Source organism: Mucilaginibacter sp., assembly GCF_025362475.1.
Lineage (GTDB): Bacteria > Bacteroidota > Bacteroidia > Sphingobacteriales > Sphingobacteriaceae > Mucilaginibacter.
Map to the genome: position 1 here is coordinate 77,523 of NZ_JANYGH010000024.1, position 21,526 is coordinate 99,048.

Annotated in this window: 12 protein-coding genes; all 12 read left to right on the forward strand. The window is 42.0% G+C overall.

Annotated features, from left to right (window positions below; genetic code table 11):
* The first annotated feature begins 9 nt into the window (after positions 1 to 9).
* The 12 genes from Q0R88_RS09495 to Q0R88_RS09550 all read left to right on the forward strand — a co-directional run bounded on the left by Q0R88_RS09495 (position 10) and on the right by Q0R88_RS09550 (position 21,494).
* On the forward strand, positions 10 to 1,305 hold the full coding sequence (locus Q0R88_RS09495; RefSeq protein ID WP_295715427.1) for a (Fe-S)-binding protein: 1,296 nt from the start codon (positions 10 to 12) through the stop codon (positions 1,303 to 1,305).
* Positions 1,306 to 1,377: 72 nt separating this feature from the next.
* Complete coding sequence (locus tag Q0R88_RS09500; protein ID WP_295715428.1) at positions 1,378 to 2,181, forward strand: (Fe-S)-binding protein; 804 nt, start codon at positions 1,378 to 1,380, stop codon at positions 2,179 to 2,181.
* A 501-nt stretch (positions 2,182 to 2,682) separates the two neighbouring features.
* On the forward strand, positions 2,683 to 3,456 hold the full coding sequence (locus Q0R88_RS09505; protein WP_295715430.1) for an HAD-IIA family hydrolase: 774 nt from the start codon (positions 2,683 to 2,685) through the stop codon (positions 3,454 to 3,456).
* A 276-nt stretch (positions 3,457 to 3,732) separates the two neighbouring features.
* Positions 3,733 to 4,266 carry an RNA polymerase sigma-70 factor gene (locus Q0R88_RS09510; RefSeq protein WP_295715432.1) on the forward strand — a complete coding sequence of 178 codons (534 nt, stop codon included), beginning with the start codon at positions 3,733 to 3,735 and terminating at the stop codon, positions 4,264 to 4,266.
* Between the two features lie 114 nt (positions 4,267 to 4,380).
* Positions 4,381 to 5,472, forward strand: a complete 1,092-nt coding sequence (locus tag Q0R88_RS09515; RefSeq protein ID WP_295715434.1) for a FecR domain-containing protein — start codon at positions 4,381 to 4,383, stop codon at positions 5,470 to 5,472.
* Between the two features lie 188 nt (positions 5,473 to 5,660).
* Complete coding sequence (locus Q0R88_RS09520) at positions 5,661 to 9,029, forward strand: TonB-dependent receptor (protein ID WP_295715436.1); 3,369 nt, start codon at positions 5,661 to 5,663, stop codon at positions 9,027 to 9,029.
* A gap of 4 nt (positions 9,030 to 9,033) precedes the next feature.
* Positions 9,034 to 10,509, forward strand: coding sequence for a RagB/SusD family nutrient uptake outer membrane protein (locus tag Q0R88_RS09525; protein ID WP_295715438.1), 1,476 nt, complete (start codon positions 9,034 to 9,036; stop codon positions 10,507 to 10,509).
* Positions 10,510 to 10,620: 111 nt separating this feature from the next.
* Complete coding sequence (locus tag Q0R88_RS09530) at positions 10,621 to 12,819, forward strand: alpha-N-acetylglucosaminidase (RefSeq protein ID WP_295715440.1); 2,199 nt, start codon at positions 10,621 to 10,623, stop codon at positions 12,817 to 12,819.
* A gap of 163 nt (positions 12,820 to 12,982) precedes the next feature.
* Entirely contained in the window at positions 12,983 to 15,937 is a 2,955-nt protein-coding gene (locus Q0R88_RS09535) for a beta-galactosidase (protein WP_295715442.1), read from the forward strand.
* Between the two features lie 9 nt (positions 15,938 to 15,946).
* Complete coding sequence (locus Q0R88_RS09540) at positions 15,947 to 17,074, forward strand: DUF5009 domain-containing protein (protein ID WP_295715444.1); 1,128 nt, start codon at positions 15,947 to 15,949, stop codon at positions 17,072 to 17,074.
* A 430-nt stretch (positions 17,075 to 17,504) separates the two neighbouring features.
* A complete protein-coding gene (locus tag Q0R88_RS09545; protein ID WP_295715446.1) occupies positions 17,505 to 20,738 on the forward strand; it encodes a GH92 family glycosyl hydrolase in 3,234 nt (1,077 codons plus the stop codon).
* A gap of 381 nt (positions 20,739 to 21,119) precedes the next feature.
* Positions 21,120 to 21,494, forward strand: a complete 375-nt coding sequence (locus tag Q0R88_RS09550) for a response regulator (protein WP_295715448.1) — start codon at positions 21,120 to 21,122, stop codon at positions 21,492 to 21,494.
* Positions 21,495 to 21,526 lie beyond the last annotated feature (32 nt).

A 21,526-nucleotide genomic window follows, 5' to 3' on the forward strand; every position in this document is an offset into this window, starting at 1 on the left:
CTTTTAGTAATGATTGCACAAATAATATTTATTATCATTCTTGCTGCCGCTGTTTACCTGTTCACAAAAAACGCGGGTAAAATAAGGCGCAATATCCTGTTGGGCCGCGATACCGACCGCAATGACAACCCGGCCATACGCTGGAAAACTATGGCCAAGGTGGCCCTTGGGCAAAGCAAAATGGTGAAACGCCCCTTAGCCGCGGTAATGCATATATTTATTTATGTAGGCTTCGTGATCATTAATATCGAGGTATTGGAGATTATGATTGATGGTCTCTTTGGTTCGCATAGGATATTTTCAAAACCGTTGGGAAGTTTGTATGGTTTCCTGATTGGTGGATTTGAAGTGCTGGCTGTGTTAGTACTTGTTGCCTGCGTTGTTTTTTTAGCCAGAAGAAATATTGTGCACCTAAAGCGTTTCAGCGGTAAAGAAATGACCGCATGGCCAAAATCGGATGCCAACTATATCCTCATCATAGAAATATCGCTCATGGTTGCTTTTTTAACCATGAACGCTGCCGATTACAAATTACAGGCCCTTCACGTTGGCCACTATCTAAAAGCGGGCAGTTTCCCGGCAAGCAGTTTTATAGCCCCATTGTTGCCCAACCAGGCAACACCGTTGGAAATGATTGAACGCGGGTGCTGGTGGTTTCATATCACGGGCATTTTGGCATTTTTAAATTACCTGCCCTATTCCAAGCATTTTCATATCCTGCTGGCATTTCCAAATACGTACTATTCAAAACTTACGCCTAAAGGGCAATTCAGCAATATGGCTTCTGTTACCAACGAGGTAAAAGCCATGCTTGACCCGTCTTTTGTTCCGGAGGCTACGGCTCCCGGTCGCTTTGGTGCTAAGGATGTAACCGACCTTACCTGGAAAAACCTGATGGATGCTTACACCTGCACCGAGTGCGGCAGATGCACAAGTGTTTGCCCGGCTAATATCACCGGCAAATTGCTATCGCCCCGTAAAATCATGATGGATACCCGCGATCGTATCACAGAGGTGGGTAATAATATTGATAAGTTTGGCAAAGATCATAATGACAACAAATCATTGCTTGATGATTACATCAGCAGGGAAGAATTATGGGCATGCACTACTTGCAATGCCTGTACAGATGCTTGCCCGGTAAACATCGACCCACTGAACATTATTACCGAAATGAGGCGTTACATTGTGATGGAAGAATCACAGGCGCCAGCCAGCCTGAATGGTATGTTTGGCAATGTTGAAAATAACGGCGCTCCCTGGAAATATAGCCAGGCCGATAGATTGAATTGGGCAGAGAAATAGCAGGCGGTTTTAAGCTTGCCTTAATGAAATAAATCCAAGGTTTATATGCCCTGGGAAAATAATAAATCCGAAATGGAAGATCCGAAATCCGAACTAAAGATACCTACAATGGCGCAAATGGCTGCCGAAGGCAAAGAACCTGAATTATTATTCTGGGTTGGCTGTGCCGGAAGCTTTGATGAGCGGGCGCAAAAAATAACACGCGATATCTGTAAGATTCTGCAACATGTAGGCATCAGCTATGCCGTGTTGGGTACCGAAGAAAGCTGCACCGGCGATCCCGCTAAGCGTGCCGGTAATGAGTTCCTGTTCCAGATGCAGGCCATGACCAATATTGAGGTATTGAATGCCTACGCCGTAAAAAAGATAGTAACAGGTTGCCCTCATTGTTTTAACACCATTAAAAATGAATATCCCGGCCTGGGTGGTAGTTATGAAGTAATTCATCATACACAGCTTATTCAGCAGCTGATTGATGAGGGAAAACTAAAAGCCGAAGGCGGCGAAAGCTTTAAAGGCAAAAAGATCACCTTTCATGATCCTTGCTATTTGGGCCGGGCTAATAATGTGTATGAGGCCCCACGTGCAGCCCTGGAGATGCTGGATGCTGAACTGGTTGAAATGAAACGCTGCAAAAGCAACGGCCTATGCTGTGGTGCAGGCGGCGCCCAGATGTTTAAAGAGCCAGAAAAAGGAAACAAAGAAATAAATGCCGAAAGAATTGAGGATGCAATAAATGCCAATGCACAAATTGTTGCCTCGGCCTGCCCTTTCTGTATGACCATGCTTAGCGACGGCGTTAAACTCAAAGAAAAAGAACAGGCAATACAGGTACTTGATGTTGCCGAATTAACCGTTAGGGCGAATGGCTTGTAAGGCTTCAACACTATACTCAAAGCAATAAGTATCTTTCATATACAAAGTCAGTCTTCGGGGCTGCCTAAAATTACTTAACTTGTAATGAATCACATACAACCACGGTCATTGCGAGGCACGAAGCAATCTCCACATAGGTAGATCGACCTTGTAGGTCCACTCTTTACAGCTTGGATATTGCTTCGTACCTACCCATGGCGTATTTACTAAAAAAACTTTTGTCATCCTGAACGATTTGAAGGATCTATTCTCCGCTATACTTCTTCGACCTGTACAAGTCTGCGAATAGATCCTTCTCCTCAGGATGACAAACTTTTCAAACGTCATTTTCCTTTCAGTGTCCTCCGGATAGTAAAACTCACAACGATGGTTCTATAAATCACGTCATAGCTGTTATGCAGGCCTAAAAATTCCCCGGCAGGTTTATTTTTAATAAGGATTTGATGTTATTGATTTACAACGTAATCTTGCAGGCATAAATCGACTATTAAAACCAAAAACATGAAACAAGGACTTTTAATTGATATGGATGGCGTGATCTACAGCGGTGAAGAGCTGATTTCAGGAGCCGATAAATTCATTAAGCACCTTATAGATAATAATATACCATTTGCTTTTATGACCAATAACAGCCAGCGTACAAGCCTGGAAGTGGTGCGTAAATTAAAAAGAATGGGCATAACTGTAGAAACCAAACATGTATATACCAGCGCTATGGCAACCGGAAAGTTTCTTGGCGACCAAAGCCCAAATGGTACAGCTTACGTATTGGGCGAAGGCGGTTTATTAACCAGCCTGCATGAAAACGGCATCACTCTTGTCGACTCGGATCCTGAATTTGTGGTTTTGGGCGAGGGCCGTAATTTCACGCTTGAAATGGTGCAGCGGGCTGTTGATATGATACTTGCCGGTGCAAAGTTTATCACAACCAACAGAGACCCTTCTCCTAAAAAACCGGGATGGAACAATTTAGGTATCGCGGCAACAACCGCCATGATTGAAGAAGCAACCGGCCGAAAAGCATTTGTAACCGGTAAACCAAGCCCGGTAATGATGAGATCGGCCCGCAAATTCCTGGGTTTGGAAACCGCAGAAACAACGGTGATTGGTGATACCATGGAAACGGATATACAGGGTGGTGTTCAAATGGGCTATAAAACTATTTTAGTACTATCTGGCATATCAAGTAAAGAAACGTTGGGCAACTATGCCTTTAAACCCGATATGATTGCGAGTTCGGTTGATAAGATAGTTTTCCCTTTAAAATGGTGGTAAACTAAAATTGCCAAAATTCAATCCATTAAGATAAGCTCTGATAACCCTACTCGGAATACCCTTAATGGATTCATTTTGATTAGTTTAAAACAATCAAATAATTAATGAGGGCAATCCCTTTACACGTTTATCTGCAAAAAATAACAGATAGTCGTAGGTTCATCTATTTTGATTGATCCTCTATTATCATTTTATCGGTATGTAATAATTTCTTTACATTTACTGCGTGCCTCGAGGTAATGCATTACAAGAAATTGTTTTTAATTGGCTGTCACTTTGAATATACATGAGCTTGTTCACTTAATCCGATTTAATAATGATGAGTCGGCATTTAACGAGCTTTACAAAGCACAAGTAGTTAAGCTTTGCCAGTTCGCTAATTCTTTTCTGGACGATAATGAAGCCAGCGAGGAAATTGTGAACGACGTGTTCGTGAAGATCTGGCTCAACCGCAGCACCCTGGATAAGATCAGGAACCCACAGGTATATTTATATGTTGTTGTAAAAAATGCCTGCCTTAATCATATCCGCAGCAATTCGTCCAGGACGGTCAGGGAACTAAATATCGCCGAATCTTTTTACTTTCATCTCAATGCAGATCCGGCACAATTACTTATCAGTAAGGAACTTCATGCAGAAATCATCAATGCTGTTAACTGCCTCCCCCCCCGCTGCAAACTCATCTTTAAAATGGTAAAAGAAGATGGGCTTAGCTGCAACGAAGTAGCATCTATTCTTGACCTATCAAACAAAACGGTATTTGCCCAATTATCCATCGCGCTTAAAAAACTCGAAAGCGTCCTTAGCTAAGTTTCTTCCAAATTTACCGTGCACAAACCCAGGTAAAACAAATTTTAATTTTATTTCAAAATCTTTTAGGAAAATCTTAATTGTTTGGTGTCTTTATATCAGATTAACTAAACTATGGGAAAATCAAGGTTTATTGAGCTGATGGCCAAAAGCATGGATGGGTCGGCCAGTAAAGATGAATTAAAAGAACTCGAACTATTTTTAAAACAGTATCCGGGATATAAAAAGATACAGCATGTAACGGATGCTTTAACCAGCACAATTAATAAGGATGATGCTATTTTAGAGGTAACGGCGATAAACAACAAGCTTGATGAGCTGTGGGTTAAAATCAAAAGTGCAGAAGGATCAGCAACTGAAACATTAAATGATAATATAAGATCGTTCAATTATTGGAAATGGATAGGTTCGGCAGCGGCGGTAACGGTGTTTGCTTTGCTAAGCTTTTTGTTTTATTACAAGCAGCAGGCGGGTCGGCAAATTACCGAAGTTACTATAAAAAGAGTTGATGTACCTTTTGGTAAGATGATGCAGGTTACCCTATCAGATGGCACCAAAGTTAAACTTAATGCCGGCAGCCATTTTACCTATCCATCTGTTTTTTCAAATGCGCAACGGGAAGTAAATTTAGAAGGAGAAGGTTTTTTTGAAGTGACCAAAAATGCTAAGAAACCATTTTTAGTACACACCGCCGGGTTTACTGTAAAGGTTTTAGGCACTGTGTTTAATGTAAAAGCTTACCGGGATGATAAATCAACCGAAACTACCTTATTGAAAGGTAAGGTGCAGGTAGAGTTAACAGACGACCCTGAAAAGAAGATCATTTTATCGCCTCATGAAAAGCTCACTATAAATAACCCGTTACCAATGGCTAATCACCCGGCAATTAAGGTGGATGTGGCAAAAATAAAATATGAAGTGGCTACACTGCCCAATATTAGTAATGACATTTACCAGGAAAATGCCTGGACAGAGAACAAAATCATGTTTGTTAATAATGATTTTGAAGATGTTGCCCGGCAAATGGAACGCAAATATGATGTGCACATCGTATTTGAAGATGAAGCACTTAAAAAGGAACAGATCAGCGGTGTGCTGAAAAACGAAACCCTGGAAAGTGCTCTATTGATCCTAAAACAGATTATGCCATTTCAATCAAAAATTGAAGGTAATACTGTTTACCTGGCCTATAAGCTTAAAAAATAAATACCCCAACTAATACTAACTTAATTACGAAACATGAAGAGAAACATTTACTTATCAGATTCCTGAAAACCCATAAATAAACAAGGGAAGAGTTGCACCTCTTCCCCGCAAAAATCTGGGATTTATTATTAAGAGTAAGTGTGTTATGAAGGCGCTTACTCTATCCATTAATTTTCAAAACAAATGTAATGAAAAAAACAAGAAGGGCATTTGCAAGTCCATTTGCCCCCGTATGCCTTAAAGTTATTTTGCTAATGAAAGCAGTATTCTTTCTAATTCTGGTTACATGTATGCAGGTTTCGGCCAATGTATATTCGCAACAGAAATTCACACTCAGCATTAAGCAAACAGATGTAAGTAGTATACTTACCAAAATTCAAAAACAAAGCGATTACCGCTTTTTTTACAACTACGCGTCCCTTAAAAAATTGGGCAAGGTTGATCTTGATGTGCAAAATGCAACAATTGAGCAGGTATTAGGTGCGCTTATTGATAATAAACTACCCTACAAAATGACCGATGGCCATGTAGTTATTATCTCAACTCCCGAAGACGGCAACATCCAGCTTATTGTTAAGGGAAAAGTTGTCGATAACAAAGGCGAACCGCTAATTGGTGTAAACATTAGGCTGCAGGGTACCAACCTGGGCACCACTACCGATATTAACGGTAATTTTGTGATTAACGCCCCCGACAAAGGTGTGCTGGAGATCAGCTATATCGGCTATGAAAAAAAGATTGTAACTATAAACGGAGATCAGCCGCTGAACATTGTGATGACAGCTTTACCATCTGCACTGGGCGAAGTGGTAGTAGTTGGTTATGGTACCAGCAAAAAAGTTGATATTACAGGTTCTGTTGCCAGCGTTAAAGGCGGTGATATTCAAAATCTGCCGGTAACCTCTGCTGCACAGGCTTTGGATGGCCGTGCCAGCGGTGTAAATATTGTGCGTAATGATGGCTCACCAGGTGCAGCACCAAGTATCAGGATTCGTGGTACCGGTACTGTAAATGATGCAAACCCACTTGTAGTTATTGATGGAGTGCCTACCAATAGCCCTGATGCCCTAAGCGATATCAATCCAAACGATATAGCCTCGGTAGATATTTTGAAAGATGCTTCCGCCGCAGCTATTTACGGTACACGTGCCGCCAATGGTGTGGTGTTAGTGACTACAAGGAAGGGTACTTACAATCAAAAATTAGCCACCAATGTTAACTTTTACAGCGGTTTTTCTAATACAACCAAATATTTGGACCTGCTTACCGCGCCCGACCTGTACAAATTGAAAAGGGAGCGTTATACCAATGATGGTGCAACTATTGATGCACCATGGAATGATTCCTACTATGCTACTCAGAGAACAGATTGGCAGCGGGCCATCATGAAAACCGGTCATGTAACCAATGGTGATGTAAATATTACGGGGGGTAATGATGTATCCAATTATTATTTCTCCACCTCTATTTATAATGAGGATGGTATCATCGACAAAACCAACTATAAACGTTTCAGTACCCGCATCAATTCAGAACATAAGGTAACTAATTGGTTAAAGCTGGGCGAAAATATCCAGTTGAATTATGCTAATAATAACGGTTTTGATAATAATAATTCACAAACAGGTCTTATCTTCTCCGCACTGCGCTTTAACCCGGCCATACCTTTGGTTAATGCCGATGGTTCTTACGGCACATCAAAAGCTTTTGCCAACCAGTTGGGCGATATAAACAGCCCTTATGCAACCATACAGGAGGCAGACAGGTTTAATAAAAAATACCGCGCGCTGGCTAATGCTTTTGCCGAGATTTCGTTTTTAAAAGAATTAAAACTGCGTGTAAACTATGCGTATGATGGTACCTTGAACCGGTCATACAATTTTAATATAGCGGATGTTAACCAGGCAAGGCAAAATACCACATCATCGTTAACACAAACCGAGGGCGAATTATCGTCGCAATTGCTTGAGTCATTCCTTACTTATGATAAAGTGTTTGGCAAAAGCCACGTAACGTTTACGGGTGGTTATTCCTACCAAAACTTCAAAACATACGGTTTTAATGCATCCAGATTAGGATATGATGACACTTCGCAAGATCAACGAGTGCTTGGCCAGGGCAATAGCCAGTTCAATTCAAGCGTGATACCTGATGAGTCGTCGTTACAATCTGGTTTTGGCAGGTTGTTTTATGATTATGACGGTCGTTTCCTAGCTACATTAACCTTCCGTGCAGATGGATCTTCGAGATTTGCGCCAACTAAAAGATGGGGGTATTTCCCGGCATTCTCTTTGGGCTGGAGACTATCAAATGAAGCTTTTATTAAAAATATAACATGGATAAGCAACCTGAAATTATCAGGTGGTTATGGCGAGTTGGGCAACCAAAATATAGGCACATTTCAATATGCAAGTTTAATCAGGCTTGGCAGTACTTATGAAAACAATGGTTACACGTTTGGTGGTGTCGGCTACACAGGTGCTGCGGTTTACAGCCTTGCCAACCCGGAGATTGCCTGGGAACGCACAGCCATGACCAATATTAGTTTAGATGCGGGATTTTTGAATAACCAATTAACCACAACGCTAACCTGGTTCAATAAAAACACCAAGGATATGCTTTTAGCTCCACCTGTTGTTGGATCGGCTGGATCGGTATCTATCCCTTTCCAGAATATCGGTACCATGAACAATCATGGCGTTGAGGTTGAATTGAACTACCAGGGCGGCAGCAAGGTAAAATATTCCTTTGGCGCTAACGCTTCATTTATCAAAAACAAGGTAACCAAGCTAAACGGCGAAGGAACATTTGTTGGTTCTACTGTATATGGTCGCTCGAGCCAGGAAATTGCCAGAACTTACCAGGGACAGCCAATAGCTTCATTTTATGGATGGAAAACTAATGGTTTATACCAAACCCAGGCTGATATTGATAATGACCCGGCACTTAAAAATGATTCCCGTAAGGGCAATATTAAACCAGGAGATGTACGTTTCCTTGATTTAAATGGTGATGGCCAGATTGATGGCAATGACCGTACCACCCTTGGCAACCCCAACCCCAATGTTACTGCCGGTTTACAAGGCAGCATATCATACATGGGTTTTGATTTCTCGGCAAACTTTACCGGTGTATTTGGTGTGAGCCTGTACAATGCCGATAGGATGCAGGGCATTGATCCAACCTATCCGTTTAACCTGTATGCCGAAGACTTAGGCCGATGGACAGGGCCGGGTACCAGCAATACTATCCCAAGATTATCGCTTGATCGTGCGAATGATAACTACCGTACATCAGACCTTTTTGTAGAAAGCGGAAGTTATGTAAGTCTTAAAAACGCCACTTTAGGTTATACCCTACCGGGTAATTGGGCTAAAAAGGCTGCTTTAAAAAGCATAAGGGTATACGCATCTGGTCAGAACCTGTTCTTTATAACCAAATACAAAGGCTACACGCCAGAGTTAGGTTATACCAACGGAAACTTCCAAAGAGGGGTTGATGTAGCCCAGTATCCATCAGTAAGGACAATTACATTCGGTTTAACAGTTAAATTATAAGATCATGAAATCGAACAAAATATTATATACGCTTACATTGCTTGCCTTGTTTAGCAGTGGCTGTAAAAAGGCACTTGATTTGAAGCAACAAGGTGTTTACAGCTCCACAAACTATTTTCGTAATGAGGTTGACGCTGTTAACGCAGTAACAGGTATCTACTCCATTTTACCGGAAGAAGATTATATAGGCCACGCGGAATCAACATTTGATACCCCGTCCGATGATTACTGGCGTTCTGGTGACCACGGTGAAGACGAGGGTATCGAGAATCTTACTTATGATGCCTCAAACGCCGCTATCAGGTACCCATGGAGATGGAGATATGAGGAAATTAACCGCGCTACCAATTGCATCATCAATATCCCTAAGATCACAGCTATTTCTGCCGATGTTAAGAATCGCAGTATGGGCGAAGCGTATTTTTTAAGGGCTTTTGGTTACTGGCGTTTAATGATCATTCATGGCGATGTGCCTATCATTACCGAAGATGATTACACCAAACTAAACTTTAATGTTCCAAAATCGCCAATAGAAGAGGTACGCAAACAAATTGAATCTGATTTATTAAAAGCGGTTGATCTGCTGCCTGAAAGCTATGGCGCTTCAGACCGTGGCCGTGTAAGCAAAGGCACTGCACTTGGGTTTTTAACCAAGCTGTATATGTATTGGGACAAACTACCCCAGGCAATTACAACAGGGCAAAAAGTAATTTCAAATTCAAATTATGCACTGGCTGCCAAATACCAGGACAATTTTACACGTGCAAATGAGAATAGTACAGAACTGCTTTTCTCTATCCAGGCGGTACAAAATGTGGTTCAAAACGATTTTACGGTTTACTACATTCCAAGGCCATGGGGTGGTTACGGCTTTAGCCAACCATTGCAAGGTTTGGCTAACGAGTTTGAAGCTAATGACCCACGTAAAGCAGCGACTTTATTAACTGTAGGTGACAAGGTTGACCTTGGCGATGGGAATGGTTTAACCACCTTTACTGCCGATCTTTCGGCAACAGGCTTTGCTTTTAAAAAGTATGCTGTATTTAACACCGCTGCAGATGGTGGTGGTGTTGATCATACCTTCGCGGTACCTTTAATGCGGTCTGCAGATATTTACTTGTTGGTAGCAGAAGCCCTTATCCGTACACAAGGCGCCGGTGCCGGTGATGCATTAATCAACCAGGTTAGGCGTCGGGCATCAACATTATTGCCGCCGGTTGTAGGTGCAGGAATGACACAATTGATCCACGAGCGCCGCGTAGAACTTGCCGGCGAAGGTGAGCGCCACCAGGACTTAATGCGCTGGGACAAAGCTAAAATTGTTGATATCGCAGCTATATACAACAGGGCAGTTTCAAAAGCGCCTCTTGATCAGTCTAAAACGGTGACGTTTGTTCGTCCTAAAAATTATTATTTCCCATTACCACAGGTAGAAATTGATAAGAGTAAAGGAGTTTTAGTCCAAAATCCAAACTTTTAAGTAATGATCAATTAAAGGCCGGTAGCCAGCAATAATTTATTAAGTTAATTTGCGCTGGCTACCGGCATTTTTATTTAAATAATACCCTAAAAAAAAGAACCCGCTTAAATAATGAAAAAAGGTTTATTGATATTTATTGTTACCGCATTTAGTTTAAATACCTACGCACAGGTTGATCAAAAAGCTTCCTATGATTTTATTGAACGGGTTATTCCGGGCAAATCAGCTGCCTTTTTAATTGAACCCATAGCCCAGGACAATGGCAAAGATGCATTTGAGCTTGATAACCGCGATGGTAAAATAGTTTTACGTGGCAGCAACGGTCTATCTGTAGCGGCAGCTTTAAATTATTACCTTAAAACGTATTGCTTTTGCGATATCGGCTGGAACGGTACCAATTTAAAACTCCCGGCCAATTTGCCTGCGGTTAACAGTAAAATCCATAAATCAACGCCATACCAATATCGCTATTACCTTAACTATTGCACCTTTAATTATACCATGGCCTGGTGGGATTGGGAACGCTGGCAAAAAGAAATTGACTGGATGGCACTCAACGGCATCAACATGCCGCTGGCCATTACCGGCGAAGAAGCGGTTTGGCAGGATGTATATAAAAGCATGGGCTTTACAGATAAAGAATTGGACGCATTTTTTAGCGGACCAGCCTATTTTTCCTGGTTTTGGATGGGTAATATCGATGCCTGGGGCGGCCCACTGCCACAGCACTGGATGGATAGCCACAAGGCATTGCAAAAAAAGATCCTGGAACGTGAACGTTTGTTCGGGATGAAACCGGTGTTGTCATCATTTACCGGGCACGTGCCTCCTTCTTTTAAGGATAGGTTCCCGAAAGCAAAAGTTAAGAAAACCAATTGGGATGCCGGCTTCCCCGATGTTTACATTCTTGATCCTGATGATGAGTTATTTGAATCTATCGGCAAAAAATATATCGAGGCACAAACCAAAGAGTTTGGAACAGACCATCTTTACTCGGCCGATACTTTTAATGAAAACGTCCCTCCTACCAATGATTCTACTTACCTGGATGGAATGAGTAAAAAAGTTTTCAGATCTATGACCGCCGCCGATCCCAAAGCGGTATGGGTAATGCAAGGCTGGATGTTTCATTACAACAACAAATTTTGGCAGCCACAGCAGATCAAGGCATTGTTAAATGCCGTACCTGATGATCAGATGATCGTTCTGGATTTGTATAGCGACGCCCACCCGGTTTGGAACCGTACCGAAGCCTATTACGGTAAACCATGGATCTGGAGTATGCTGCAAAACTTTGGTGGTAACATTAGTTTGTTTGGCCGCATGCGTCACGTGGCCGCCGATCCTGCTATTGCCCTGCATGATCCCGAATCAAAAAACATGACCGGTATAGGTGTAACACCAGAAGGAATTGAGCAAAACCCGGCATTATTTGCCCTGATGCTTGAAAACGTTTGGCGCGATACGCCTATTGACGCGGATGCATGGGTAAGCAATTATGCCCGCAGGCGTTATGGACAAACAAATACCAATGCCGACAACGCCTGGCACATATTATTGAACACCGTTTACAGCGGCGGCCTTACCGAAGGTGGCCCGGAATCCATCATTGTGGCCCGGCCAACTATGCAAAAAACTATCGATAGGGTGTTAACTAAACTCAACTATGACCCTAAGCAATTGGCTAAGGCATGGGAGCTATTAGTAAACGCGGCCGATAGCCTAAAACAAAGTGATGGTTTTCAGTATGATGTGATTGATGTAACGCGCCAGGTATTGGCTAATTATGCAACGCCATTACAGCAAAAAATGGCATCGGCCTATAAAAGCGGTGATAAGGAAGCATTTAAACAATACAGCACCGCGTTTTTACAGTTGATGGATGATATGGATGCCCTGCTAAGTACCCGTAAAGATTTTTTACTGGGTAAATGGATCAACGAGGCAAGGGCAAACGGCGTTACCGAAAAAGAAAAGAACCTTTACGAATTTAACGCGCGCGACCTGGTTACCCTTTGGGGCGACAAAGAAAGCGGTCTGCGCGAGTATTCAAACCGGCAATGGGCTGGTTTAATAAAAGGCTATTATAAACCCCGCTGGGAATTATATTTTTCGCAGCTTAATAAATCATTGGCAACAGGCACCGCTTTTGATGACAAAGCATTTGATGCACAGGTAAAAAACTGGGAATGGCAATGGGTTAACAAGCACGATAATACATATCCCGATGCCGGCAAAGGCGATGGCGTAGAAAAATCAAAAGCTTTGTTTGCAAAGTATAATAGCTTGGTATTGCAGGCAGCGTATTAACCAATACCTGTTTTTTGTAGAGACGCATAATTGCGTCTCCCGCAGGACATTCCGAATTTGCAAAGTCGATTTGCACGCGGGAGACGCAATTATGCGTCTCTACATTTGAAAAACAAAACGAACCCTACGCTACTATAACAAAAAACATTGAATCATAAAACACATGATCAAAAGCACATACTTATTTGTAACAATTCTCATTTGCCTGGCATATAGCACAACCATAAAGGCCCAGTCAAACAACGACCACATTTTTCCTCCATCGGCGGTAGCCAAACCTTATATTGATTTTGATAGTAAAGGTTTTTTGATAGATGGCAAGCGTACCTTTTTGGCATCGGCAGGGTTAGAATATGCAAGGATCCCGCACCAGCTTTGGCATGATAGATTGCTGCGCATTAAACGGGCCGGCTTTAATTGTATCGAGATCTATACCATCTGGAATTTCCACGAAGCCCGGGAAGGTAAATTTGATTTTACCGGCGACCGTGACCTCAATTTATTTTTAAAAGAGGTTAAAGACCTTGGTATGTATTCCATCGTACGCGTAGGCCCCTACTATTGTGCCGAATGGGATAATGGCGGCTACCCTATCTGGCTCAAATTTAAAAAAGGAGTGCGGGTTCGGGAAGACAATCCACCGTTTGAAAAATATGTTGATCGTTTTTTCGATCACCTTTTACCCATCGTATTTAATAACCAGGTAAACAAAGGTGGTTCTGTCATATTGGTTCAGTTGGAGAACGAGCATCCTAAAGGATGGGGTACCATCATGCCCGATGGCTATTTTAAGCATTTGCAAACCAAGGCGCTAAGTATGGGCTTGCAGGTGCCTTACTTTTTCAGCGGCCTGCATCATTACAGCGATCCGGCTGGTAATGGTAAACTGGATGATGAAGCAAGACCCAACCCATGGTTCTCCACGGAGTTTTGGAGCGTATGGTATTCGCAATATGGCGCTAAGCCGGGCGATGCAGCGCTGTATGACAGACGCACCTGGAAAATTATCGCCAATGGCGGCAATGGCTATAACTATTATATGGCTCATGGTGGATCGAACTTTGGCTATACTAATAATGATGAAGATGCGGCATCTTATGATTATGGTGCAGCTATCGGGCAAACTGGTGATCTGCGACCTATATATTATACATTTAAACGCGCGGCATGGTTTGCCCGCAGTTTCCAGGATGTTTTGGAAAACAGTGTAAATGATTCTGTATCCTATAACAAAATAATAACAGCTCCATCATTAAGGCTAACCGCACGGAAAAGCCCTGCCGGAGAAATTATCTTCCTTGATAATCCGGGTAAAGAAGCTATCACCACGCAGCTGCATTTAGGCGATGCTAAAGTTTTAGGCGATAAAAAGGTGACCATTTTACCGGGTGAAATTTATCCCCTGGTTCATAATTACAAGGTTAACGATAGGGTTACGCTCAATTGGGCTTTAACCAGGATCTTTGCCATTGTAAAGCAGGATAATACCACCACCATTATTACTGATGCTGAAGCAGGTATGCCAGTATCCATGTATTTTAACACAAAAGACAAAGCCTCAACGGAAAATTCTGATGTAAAAATAGATGGCGAAAATGTGCTTATCAATGAAACGATGCCTGCCAGTAACAAGCCCTTGGAATATACTTTTAAAGCTGGCACGCAAACCGTCCGTATTTTAGCTATGAACAGGCAGGAGACTGATAAAACCTGGATAACCAACATGGCAGATAAAAACTACATCGTTACCGGTACCGCTTATTTAGGTAAAGCAGATATTAAAAACGGTCTGTTTATTGGAGAAATAGAGCGTCCATTGTTGGCAGATAAACCCGGGCAGGTATGGATCTATATAGATAAAAAAGCTAAAGTTTTAAACCAGGCTCCATCCCCCAATACAAAACAAACGCAAACCATTGCTTTAAATAATTGGCAGTTTAAAAATGCATCCGGCTTTGCTACTGCAAATTATAACACCAGCCAATGGCTATCCTCAAAAGCCCCCTTACCCATGGGTACCGATGGCGATATCACTGCTGATGCATGGTACAAAACATCGCTGAATATTCCTACTGCCGGGAAATACACGCTGCAGGTTAATGGCAACGGCCGCGGCCAGGCTTTTATTGATGGAGAGCCAGCTGCAAATTGGAAACTGAGCAATGCCGAAGTTTCACTTAACTTAAAAAAAGGTAAACATACCCTTGCCGTTTTTACCGCCCATGACGGCCGCGACAAACTGGCTGCCTACCTTGGCCCAATTGATGAGGTTGATAGTAAAGGTATTTTTGGCAACGCCGTTATTAAAAAAGGCGGTCCGTTTATTAGTGAATTAAATAACTGGTATTTTGTTAAAGCAGCGCACCGTGATGATGCCAAACAAGGCCCGCCGCCATTTGATACTACGCTATATAAAAAATATAAAATAGGAGCTGATGCTTTTAATTTAAAAGAAGGGTACGGCTGGTTTACCACAATTATACCGCAACAACCCGCGGGCACATCAAAAATAACCCTGTTATTTAAAAGTGTTGATGAAAACGCCACGGTATTCATAAATGGTAAACAGGTATTAAGCCATGAAGGCTGGAACCAGCCTTTTGAAGTTAATATTGCAGAAGCCGGTATTTTAAAAGGACCTGTTACACTTAGTGTGTTTATCGAAAATTATTCAAACGAAGGTGGTATTGATCAGCCGGTAAAAATAAACGCCATTGGTAACGCCGATGCCGTAACCGGCTGGCAGTTAAAGGGCGGTCCGGGTGATCCGCAAGCGCTAAAGGGTTGGCAAACGTTATCATCTGGTAATAAAATAAACAGCCCTTGCTTTTACCGCAGCTCATTTACTGTTCCGCACATAAAGGGACAAACTTTCATATGGCGTTTTGAGCCTAAAGAATTAGGGCATGGCTCGGTATGGATTAACGGGCACAATATTGGCCGCTATCCCGAAAAAATAGCGATATCCAGTTTATACATCCCCGAATGCTGGCTCAATAAGGGTATAAACCAATTGGTGATCTATGATGAAGATGGTAAACGTCCGACCCAAACATTAATCATAGCCGAGCCGGAAGCTGGGCGTACAATAACTCAAACAAGTGCTGATCTTAATTAAAAAATAAAAATGGCTTTAACTACTGAAAGATTTACAGCGCTCGATATCTTCCGCGGAATGACCATCTGCTTCATGATCATTGTGAATGCACCCGGTTCGGGCGCAAACGTATGGACACCGCTTGATCATGCCCCATGGATAGGTTTTACTCCAACCGATCTTGTTTTTCCATCTTTCTTATTCGCTGTTGGTAACGCGCTCAGCTTCTCTAAAAAGAAGTTTGAGAGTGATGCGGCTTTTATAAGTAAGATCTTTAAAAGAACGGTTATTATATTTTTACTCGGTTACCTCATGTATTGGTTCCCGTTCTTCCATCGTGTAAATGATGGCTGGGCCTTTAACTCATTAAGTCATACCCGTATTATGGGCGTATTACAACGCATTGCCCTGTGTTATTTTTTCGGCGCTTTGATAGTTCATTATTGTTCTCAAAAAACAGCTGTAATTATCTCAGTATTACTTTTAGTTGGCTACTGGGCATTTTTAGTCCTGTTTGGCGAAGCCGGTAAGGAGTTCACGATGCTGGGCAATGCCGGTACAAAGCTTGATATTGTATTATTGGGCAACGATCATTTATACCACGATAAAGGCGGCCCCATTGCCTTTGATCCCGAAGGCTTATTAAGTACGTTAACGGGCATCGTGAATGTAATTGGTGGCTTTTTAGCGGGTGCGTTTATCCAGCGTAAAGGAAAAAACTATGAAACAGTGGCTAAACTGTTCTTGTATGGCGGCTTACTGATAGTTGCCGCTTTATTCCTGGGTCAGTTTTTCCCCATAGCCAAAAAATTATGGACAAGCACCTTTACCTTACTCACCATAGGTATCGACCTGGCCATTTTAGGTCTATTGATATTTATCATCGAGATTGAAAAGATAAAGCGCGGCACCAATTTCTTCCTTATCCTTGGTCGTAACTCGCTGGCCATCTACCTGCTATCGGAGTTATTACTCACTGTACTGCAAACCATATGGGTACGCCCCCAATTAAGCTTTTACGATTGGATAAACCAGGTATTTTACCAGCGCTTATTCCCCGGAGCCCTGGGTACACTGGTATTTGCCATTTGTTATATGATGCTTTGCTGGCTGGTGGCTTATATCCTCGATAAAAGAAAAATTTATATTAAAATATAGTGGAGGGCTGAAAGAGTTGAAATCTTATTTTTTGAGAATGTTACAAACTGGTAATTTGAGAATGTTACAAGCGGGTAAAATACCTACTCAACCGTCATTGCGAGGCACGAAGCAATCCCAAACTGTACAGGGTGGATTTGCAAAGTTACTCTGTAAGGAGGGGATTGCTTCGTGCCTCGCAATGACGGGTATGTTATTAATGTACTTGTATAAAAAAAGCCCTGTCATCCTGAACATAGTGAAGGATCTATTCGCAGACTTTACAGGGCGAAGAAGCATGGCGGACAATAGATCCTTCACTACGTTCAGGATGACAAATCTTTCAAAGCGTTATTTCGCTTTCGGTGTCCCCCGGATTTCCCCGCTCTCAATAACCACCTGTTTATTCATTTCAAAACAGCTCTTCAAACAGTTTTTTGCTTTAACCGCAGTGTTGACACTGTTGTTAAACTATGATGTTTCTGCCCAACAGGCAGATCACCTGCCTTATGTAAACCCATTTATTGGCACTGCAAAAAGCGATGTCTTTACCAAATGGGGAAGCGAAGGTGGTACGTATCCGGGAGCAGTCGCGCCATCGGGCTTTATCCAGTTAAGTCCCGAAACAAGGGTTGCAAAGGGATATAACTACAACGATAGCAGCATTTACTACTTCAGCTGTTTTAGGCACATGAGTGGTTTTCCCGAAGGCTCTGCGGGCCGGTTTTATGTTATGCCTGTCGGCAAGAGTGCCACATTTGAAGCCGGTAAATACAGCAGGAAGTTTTCGCATGCCAATGAAACCGCAAGCCCTGGCTATTATAAAGTAATATTTGATGACGACCGCACCATAGTCGAAGCCACAACCACGGCGAGGACAGGTATTTTTAAATTCACCTTTACGGCAGATAATATCCCGCAGCTATTCATCGCTGATGCCGGCGAGATCAGTGTAATCTCCTCAAAAACACTACATGCTGCGAACGGTAACACCGTCATCAACTTTTCTGAAAACTCTACATCAAAAAAGCAGGTTGAAGGCGGTTGGATCTTCACTTTTCCATCAACAGTAAAGCAAAATAAAGTTATTGAGGTTAAATTAAGCACGTCTTCGGTTAGTTATGCAAGCGCTCAAAACAATATCAATAAAGAAATTGGAGCTTTAACATTTAACCAGGTACGCCAACAAACGAGGGATAAATGGCTTAAAAAGCTGGCCGTTGTTGATGTAACAGATAGTAATGAACAACATAAAACTGTTTTTTATACCGCACTTTATCATTCACTTTTAATACCATGGGTTATTAATGATGTGGATGGCCGTTATAAAGGTTTCGATGGTAAAATCCACCAAAAAGCAGGCGCCGATCAATACGGGGCTTTCTCGCCCTGGGATACTTTCCGTTCCCTGCACCCCCTGCTTACCCTGCTTTACCCGGATAAACAAAAAGATGTTGTTTTATCTATGCTGGATATTTATAAGCAAACCGGCCACCTGCCTACCGAATCAATGACCGGTAACCATGCTATCCCCATCATTGTGGATACCTACCTGAAAGGTATTACCGGTTTTGATAAACAACTGGCTTATACAGCCATGAAAAAGAGTATTGTTGAGCCGCCATTTATACAGCCGGATATGGAGATCTATCAGCAACATGGGTACATTCCATTTACCCGTTCAGAATCGGTAACCCGCACAGTTGAATACGCTTATGATGATTGGGCCTTATCGCAGTTTGCCAAAAATATCATCCGCAACGATAAAGACTACCAGCTTTTATTAAACCGGAGTTACAATTACAGGAACCTCCTGAACAATGATGAATTGTTGCTATTGCCCCGTAACAACCATGAGTTTAAGTTGCAGCCGGGGATGTCGGGCTATAAAGAGGGAGACAAATGGGTATACTCCTACTTTGTTCCACATAACGCGAAAGACTTGATCAACCTTACCGGTGGCAATGAACAATTTGCCAGCGGGCTTGATTCGGCGCTGACTAACAATGTAATCCCCTTTGATAACGAAACCGTATTTCATTTGCCTTACCTGTTTAACGAGGCTGGTAAACCTGCATTAACACAAAGATGGGTACGGCAGATCATGCTTAACCGTTACAGTGCTAAACCAGGAGGCTTACCTGGTAATGACGACCTTGGCTCAACATCCAGCTGGTATATTTTTAGCGCTATGGGCATTTACCCTGCCTGCCCGGGCCGGCCCTATTACGCCATAGGCGCACCTTTATTTCAATCGGTAACACTCCACCTTTCAAACGGCAAAAATTTCACCATTAACAGCGCCAATACCGCCTTAAAAAATAACTATGTGCAATCGTTAAGTGTAAACGGAAACGCCTGGCAGCAGCTAACAATACCACATTCAATTTTAACAAAGGGCGGCTCCATGACGTTTGCTATGGGTAGCCAGGAAAGCAAGTGGCCGGTGAATAAAGATCAGGCCCTGTTATCAGAAACGAAACAAAACCCGGATTTTAAGATCCTGAATTATACGGTTTCAAAAAATAGTGTGGAGCCAAACGAGCCGGTTACCATACATTTTTCTATCGCCAACAGTGGCAGCACCGGTGTAAAAATTGTTACCCTGTTTGTAAACGGAAAGCCTTATGGCTACAAAAACTGCATGGTGGTTTCCGGAGGCGTTAAAAATGATTCTCTCATATGCCGGCTTTATCCCGAAGGTAAAACCGAACTTCAATTGCAAGGCATGGCACCCGTAACGGTTAATGTAAAACTACCCGCAACGCCATCTGCCCATCCGTTTAAAATTACAGATTTGGCTGCAAAGCCAATGGTTAAGCTTAACCAGGAGCAACAGGTTACCTATATCATTCAAAATATTGATGGTTTAAACCGAACTTTTAATATCCCGGTGATGATGAATGACTCCTTGCTTTTTACCGATACCATAATGCTTGCAGCAGGCGAAAGAAAAAGTATTGCACACACTTTGCCCTGCACTGTAAAAGGATTCAAGCACATCAGGGTTGATGATACCAGGGTAGACTATAAAGTATACTATGATCATAAAGAATCGCTTCTGCTTGACCTTTCCGCTATTGGCTATAATTCAGATAAGCTGGTAACAGATAATTCGGGATACCATAATAATGGACATATTATGCTTACAAATAATTTCGTTGAAGATAAGAAAGCTGTAAAATTAAGATTTGAGGAAAATATTTTTGTTGAAGTTCCCAATTCGGCAAGTCTGGATAATATGGGCGAAACCATCACGATGATGGGATGGATTTACCCAACAGGAAATGAAGACGGACTGGTTGATATGATAACCAAAGGTGATAGCCACGTTTTGCAGGTAACTGACCATAAAACCCTCACCTTTTTTGCCGGCGGCTGGGGACGCGGAGATTGTACAGTTAACCTGCCCGCAAACTGGAAAAACAACTGGCACCATATAGCAGGAGTATGCACCGGTAAAACACTTTACTTATACATTGACGGTGCATTGGCATGTAAAACGATAGTAGAAAATGATGCCGACCTATCCAACGGTAACAAGTGGACACTGGGCAGGAATGAGGAATTCCCCGCTGAAAGAATATTTCATGGATACCTGGATAAGGTAAAAGTATTTAAAGAACCCTTAACTCCCGAAGAAATTAGCGCGATTGTCAACAGTGAGCGTGGTAGTTTTAAATAGCGGGAGCAAATCATATGTACTATGCCTTTAGCCACCAGGAACATTTCCCGAATAATGCAGGTTGTATTATTCGGGAAATGTAAAATGGAATGATGGCAACAAACGCAGGAGTAATCTTGAAAGATCGTTTTTGTTGTTTAAAGACGGCAAGACTACCCATTTATTTGCGGCTACCAGTGCAAGCGGCAAGCCTTATCAACCGAAAAGATCATGGAATATGGTTATCCAAAGCAAATAATAAACAATAACTGCAACTATAACAAAACAAATTACCGATTTTAACCTTTAATTAAAATACATTCAAGTCGCATTAATTATATATTTATATCGTATATAATTAAAACGTTACGTATTAATCTCTAACTAATTATTGTTTACGCTATGCCTAAAACAATCTTATTTATTGAAGACAATAAAGAGATCAGGGAAAGCACGGTGGAACTTCTTGAATTGGAAGGCTATAACGTATTGGTAGTTGACAATGGCTATGATGGAATTAATATCGCTAAGAATAATCTCCCTGACTTAGTTATAAGTGATGTTATAATGCCGGGCATTACCGGTTACCAGGTTTTTGAATCACTGCTACAGGATGAAAGCACCCGGCTCATCCCCTTTATTTTTACATCAGCGATGTCTGAAAAATCTGATGTAAAAAAAGCGTTCGCTATTGGGATGTGTCATTACCTGATCAAACCCTATGATGACAAGGAGCTTTTTAAGATAATTGAAAAAATACTGACACCCGTTTTATAGTCTCCCTTTTGCATTAATATATACTTCATTCT

Excerpts from the sequence above, each read along its gene's own strand:
- Q0R88_RS09495 (WP_295715427.1), top strand. The coding sequence starts at position 10 with ATGATTGCACAAATAATATTTATTATCATTCTTGCTGCCGCTGTTTAC.
- Q0R88_RS09500 (WP_295715428.1), top strand. The coding sequence starts at position 1,378 with ATGGAAGATCCGAAATCCGAACTAAAGATACCTACAATGGCGCAAATG.
- Q0R88_RS09505 (WP_295715430.1), top strand. The coding sequence starts at position 2,683 with ATGAAACAAGGACTTTTAATTGATATGGATGGCGTGATCTACAGCGGT.
- Q0R88_RS09515 (WP_295715434.1), top strand. The coding sequence starts at position 4,381 with ATGGGAAAATCAAGGTTTATTGAGCTGATGGCCAAAAGCATGGATGGG.
- Q0R88_RS09520 (WP_295715436.1), top strand. The coding sequence starts at position 5,661 with ATGAAAAAAACAAGAAGGGCATTTGCAAGTCCATTTGCCCCCGTATGC.
- Q0R88_RS09525 (WP_295715438.1), top strand. The coding sequence starts at position 9,034 with ATGAAATCGAACAAAATATTATATACGCTTACATTGCTTGCCTTGTTT.
- Q0R88_RS09530 (WP_295715440.1), top strand. The coding sequence starts at position 10,621 with ATGAAAAAAGGTTTATTGATATTTATTGTTACCGCATTTAGTTTAAAT.
- Q0R88_RS09535 (WP_295715442.1), top strand. The coding sequence starts at position 12,983 with ATGATCAAAAGCACATACTTATTTGTAACAATTCTCATTTGCCTGGCA.
- Q0R88_RS09540 (WP_295715444.1), top strand. The coding sequence starts at position 15,947 with ATGGCTTTAACTACTGAAAGATTTACAGCGCTCGATATCTTCCGCGGA.
- Q0R88_RS09550 (WP_295715448.1), top strand. The coding sequence starts at position 21,120 with ATGCCTAAAACAATCTTATTTATTGAAGACAATAAAGAGATCAGGGAA.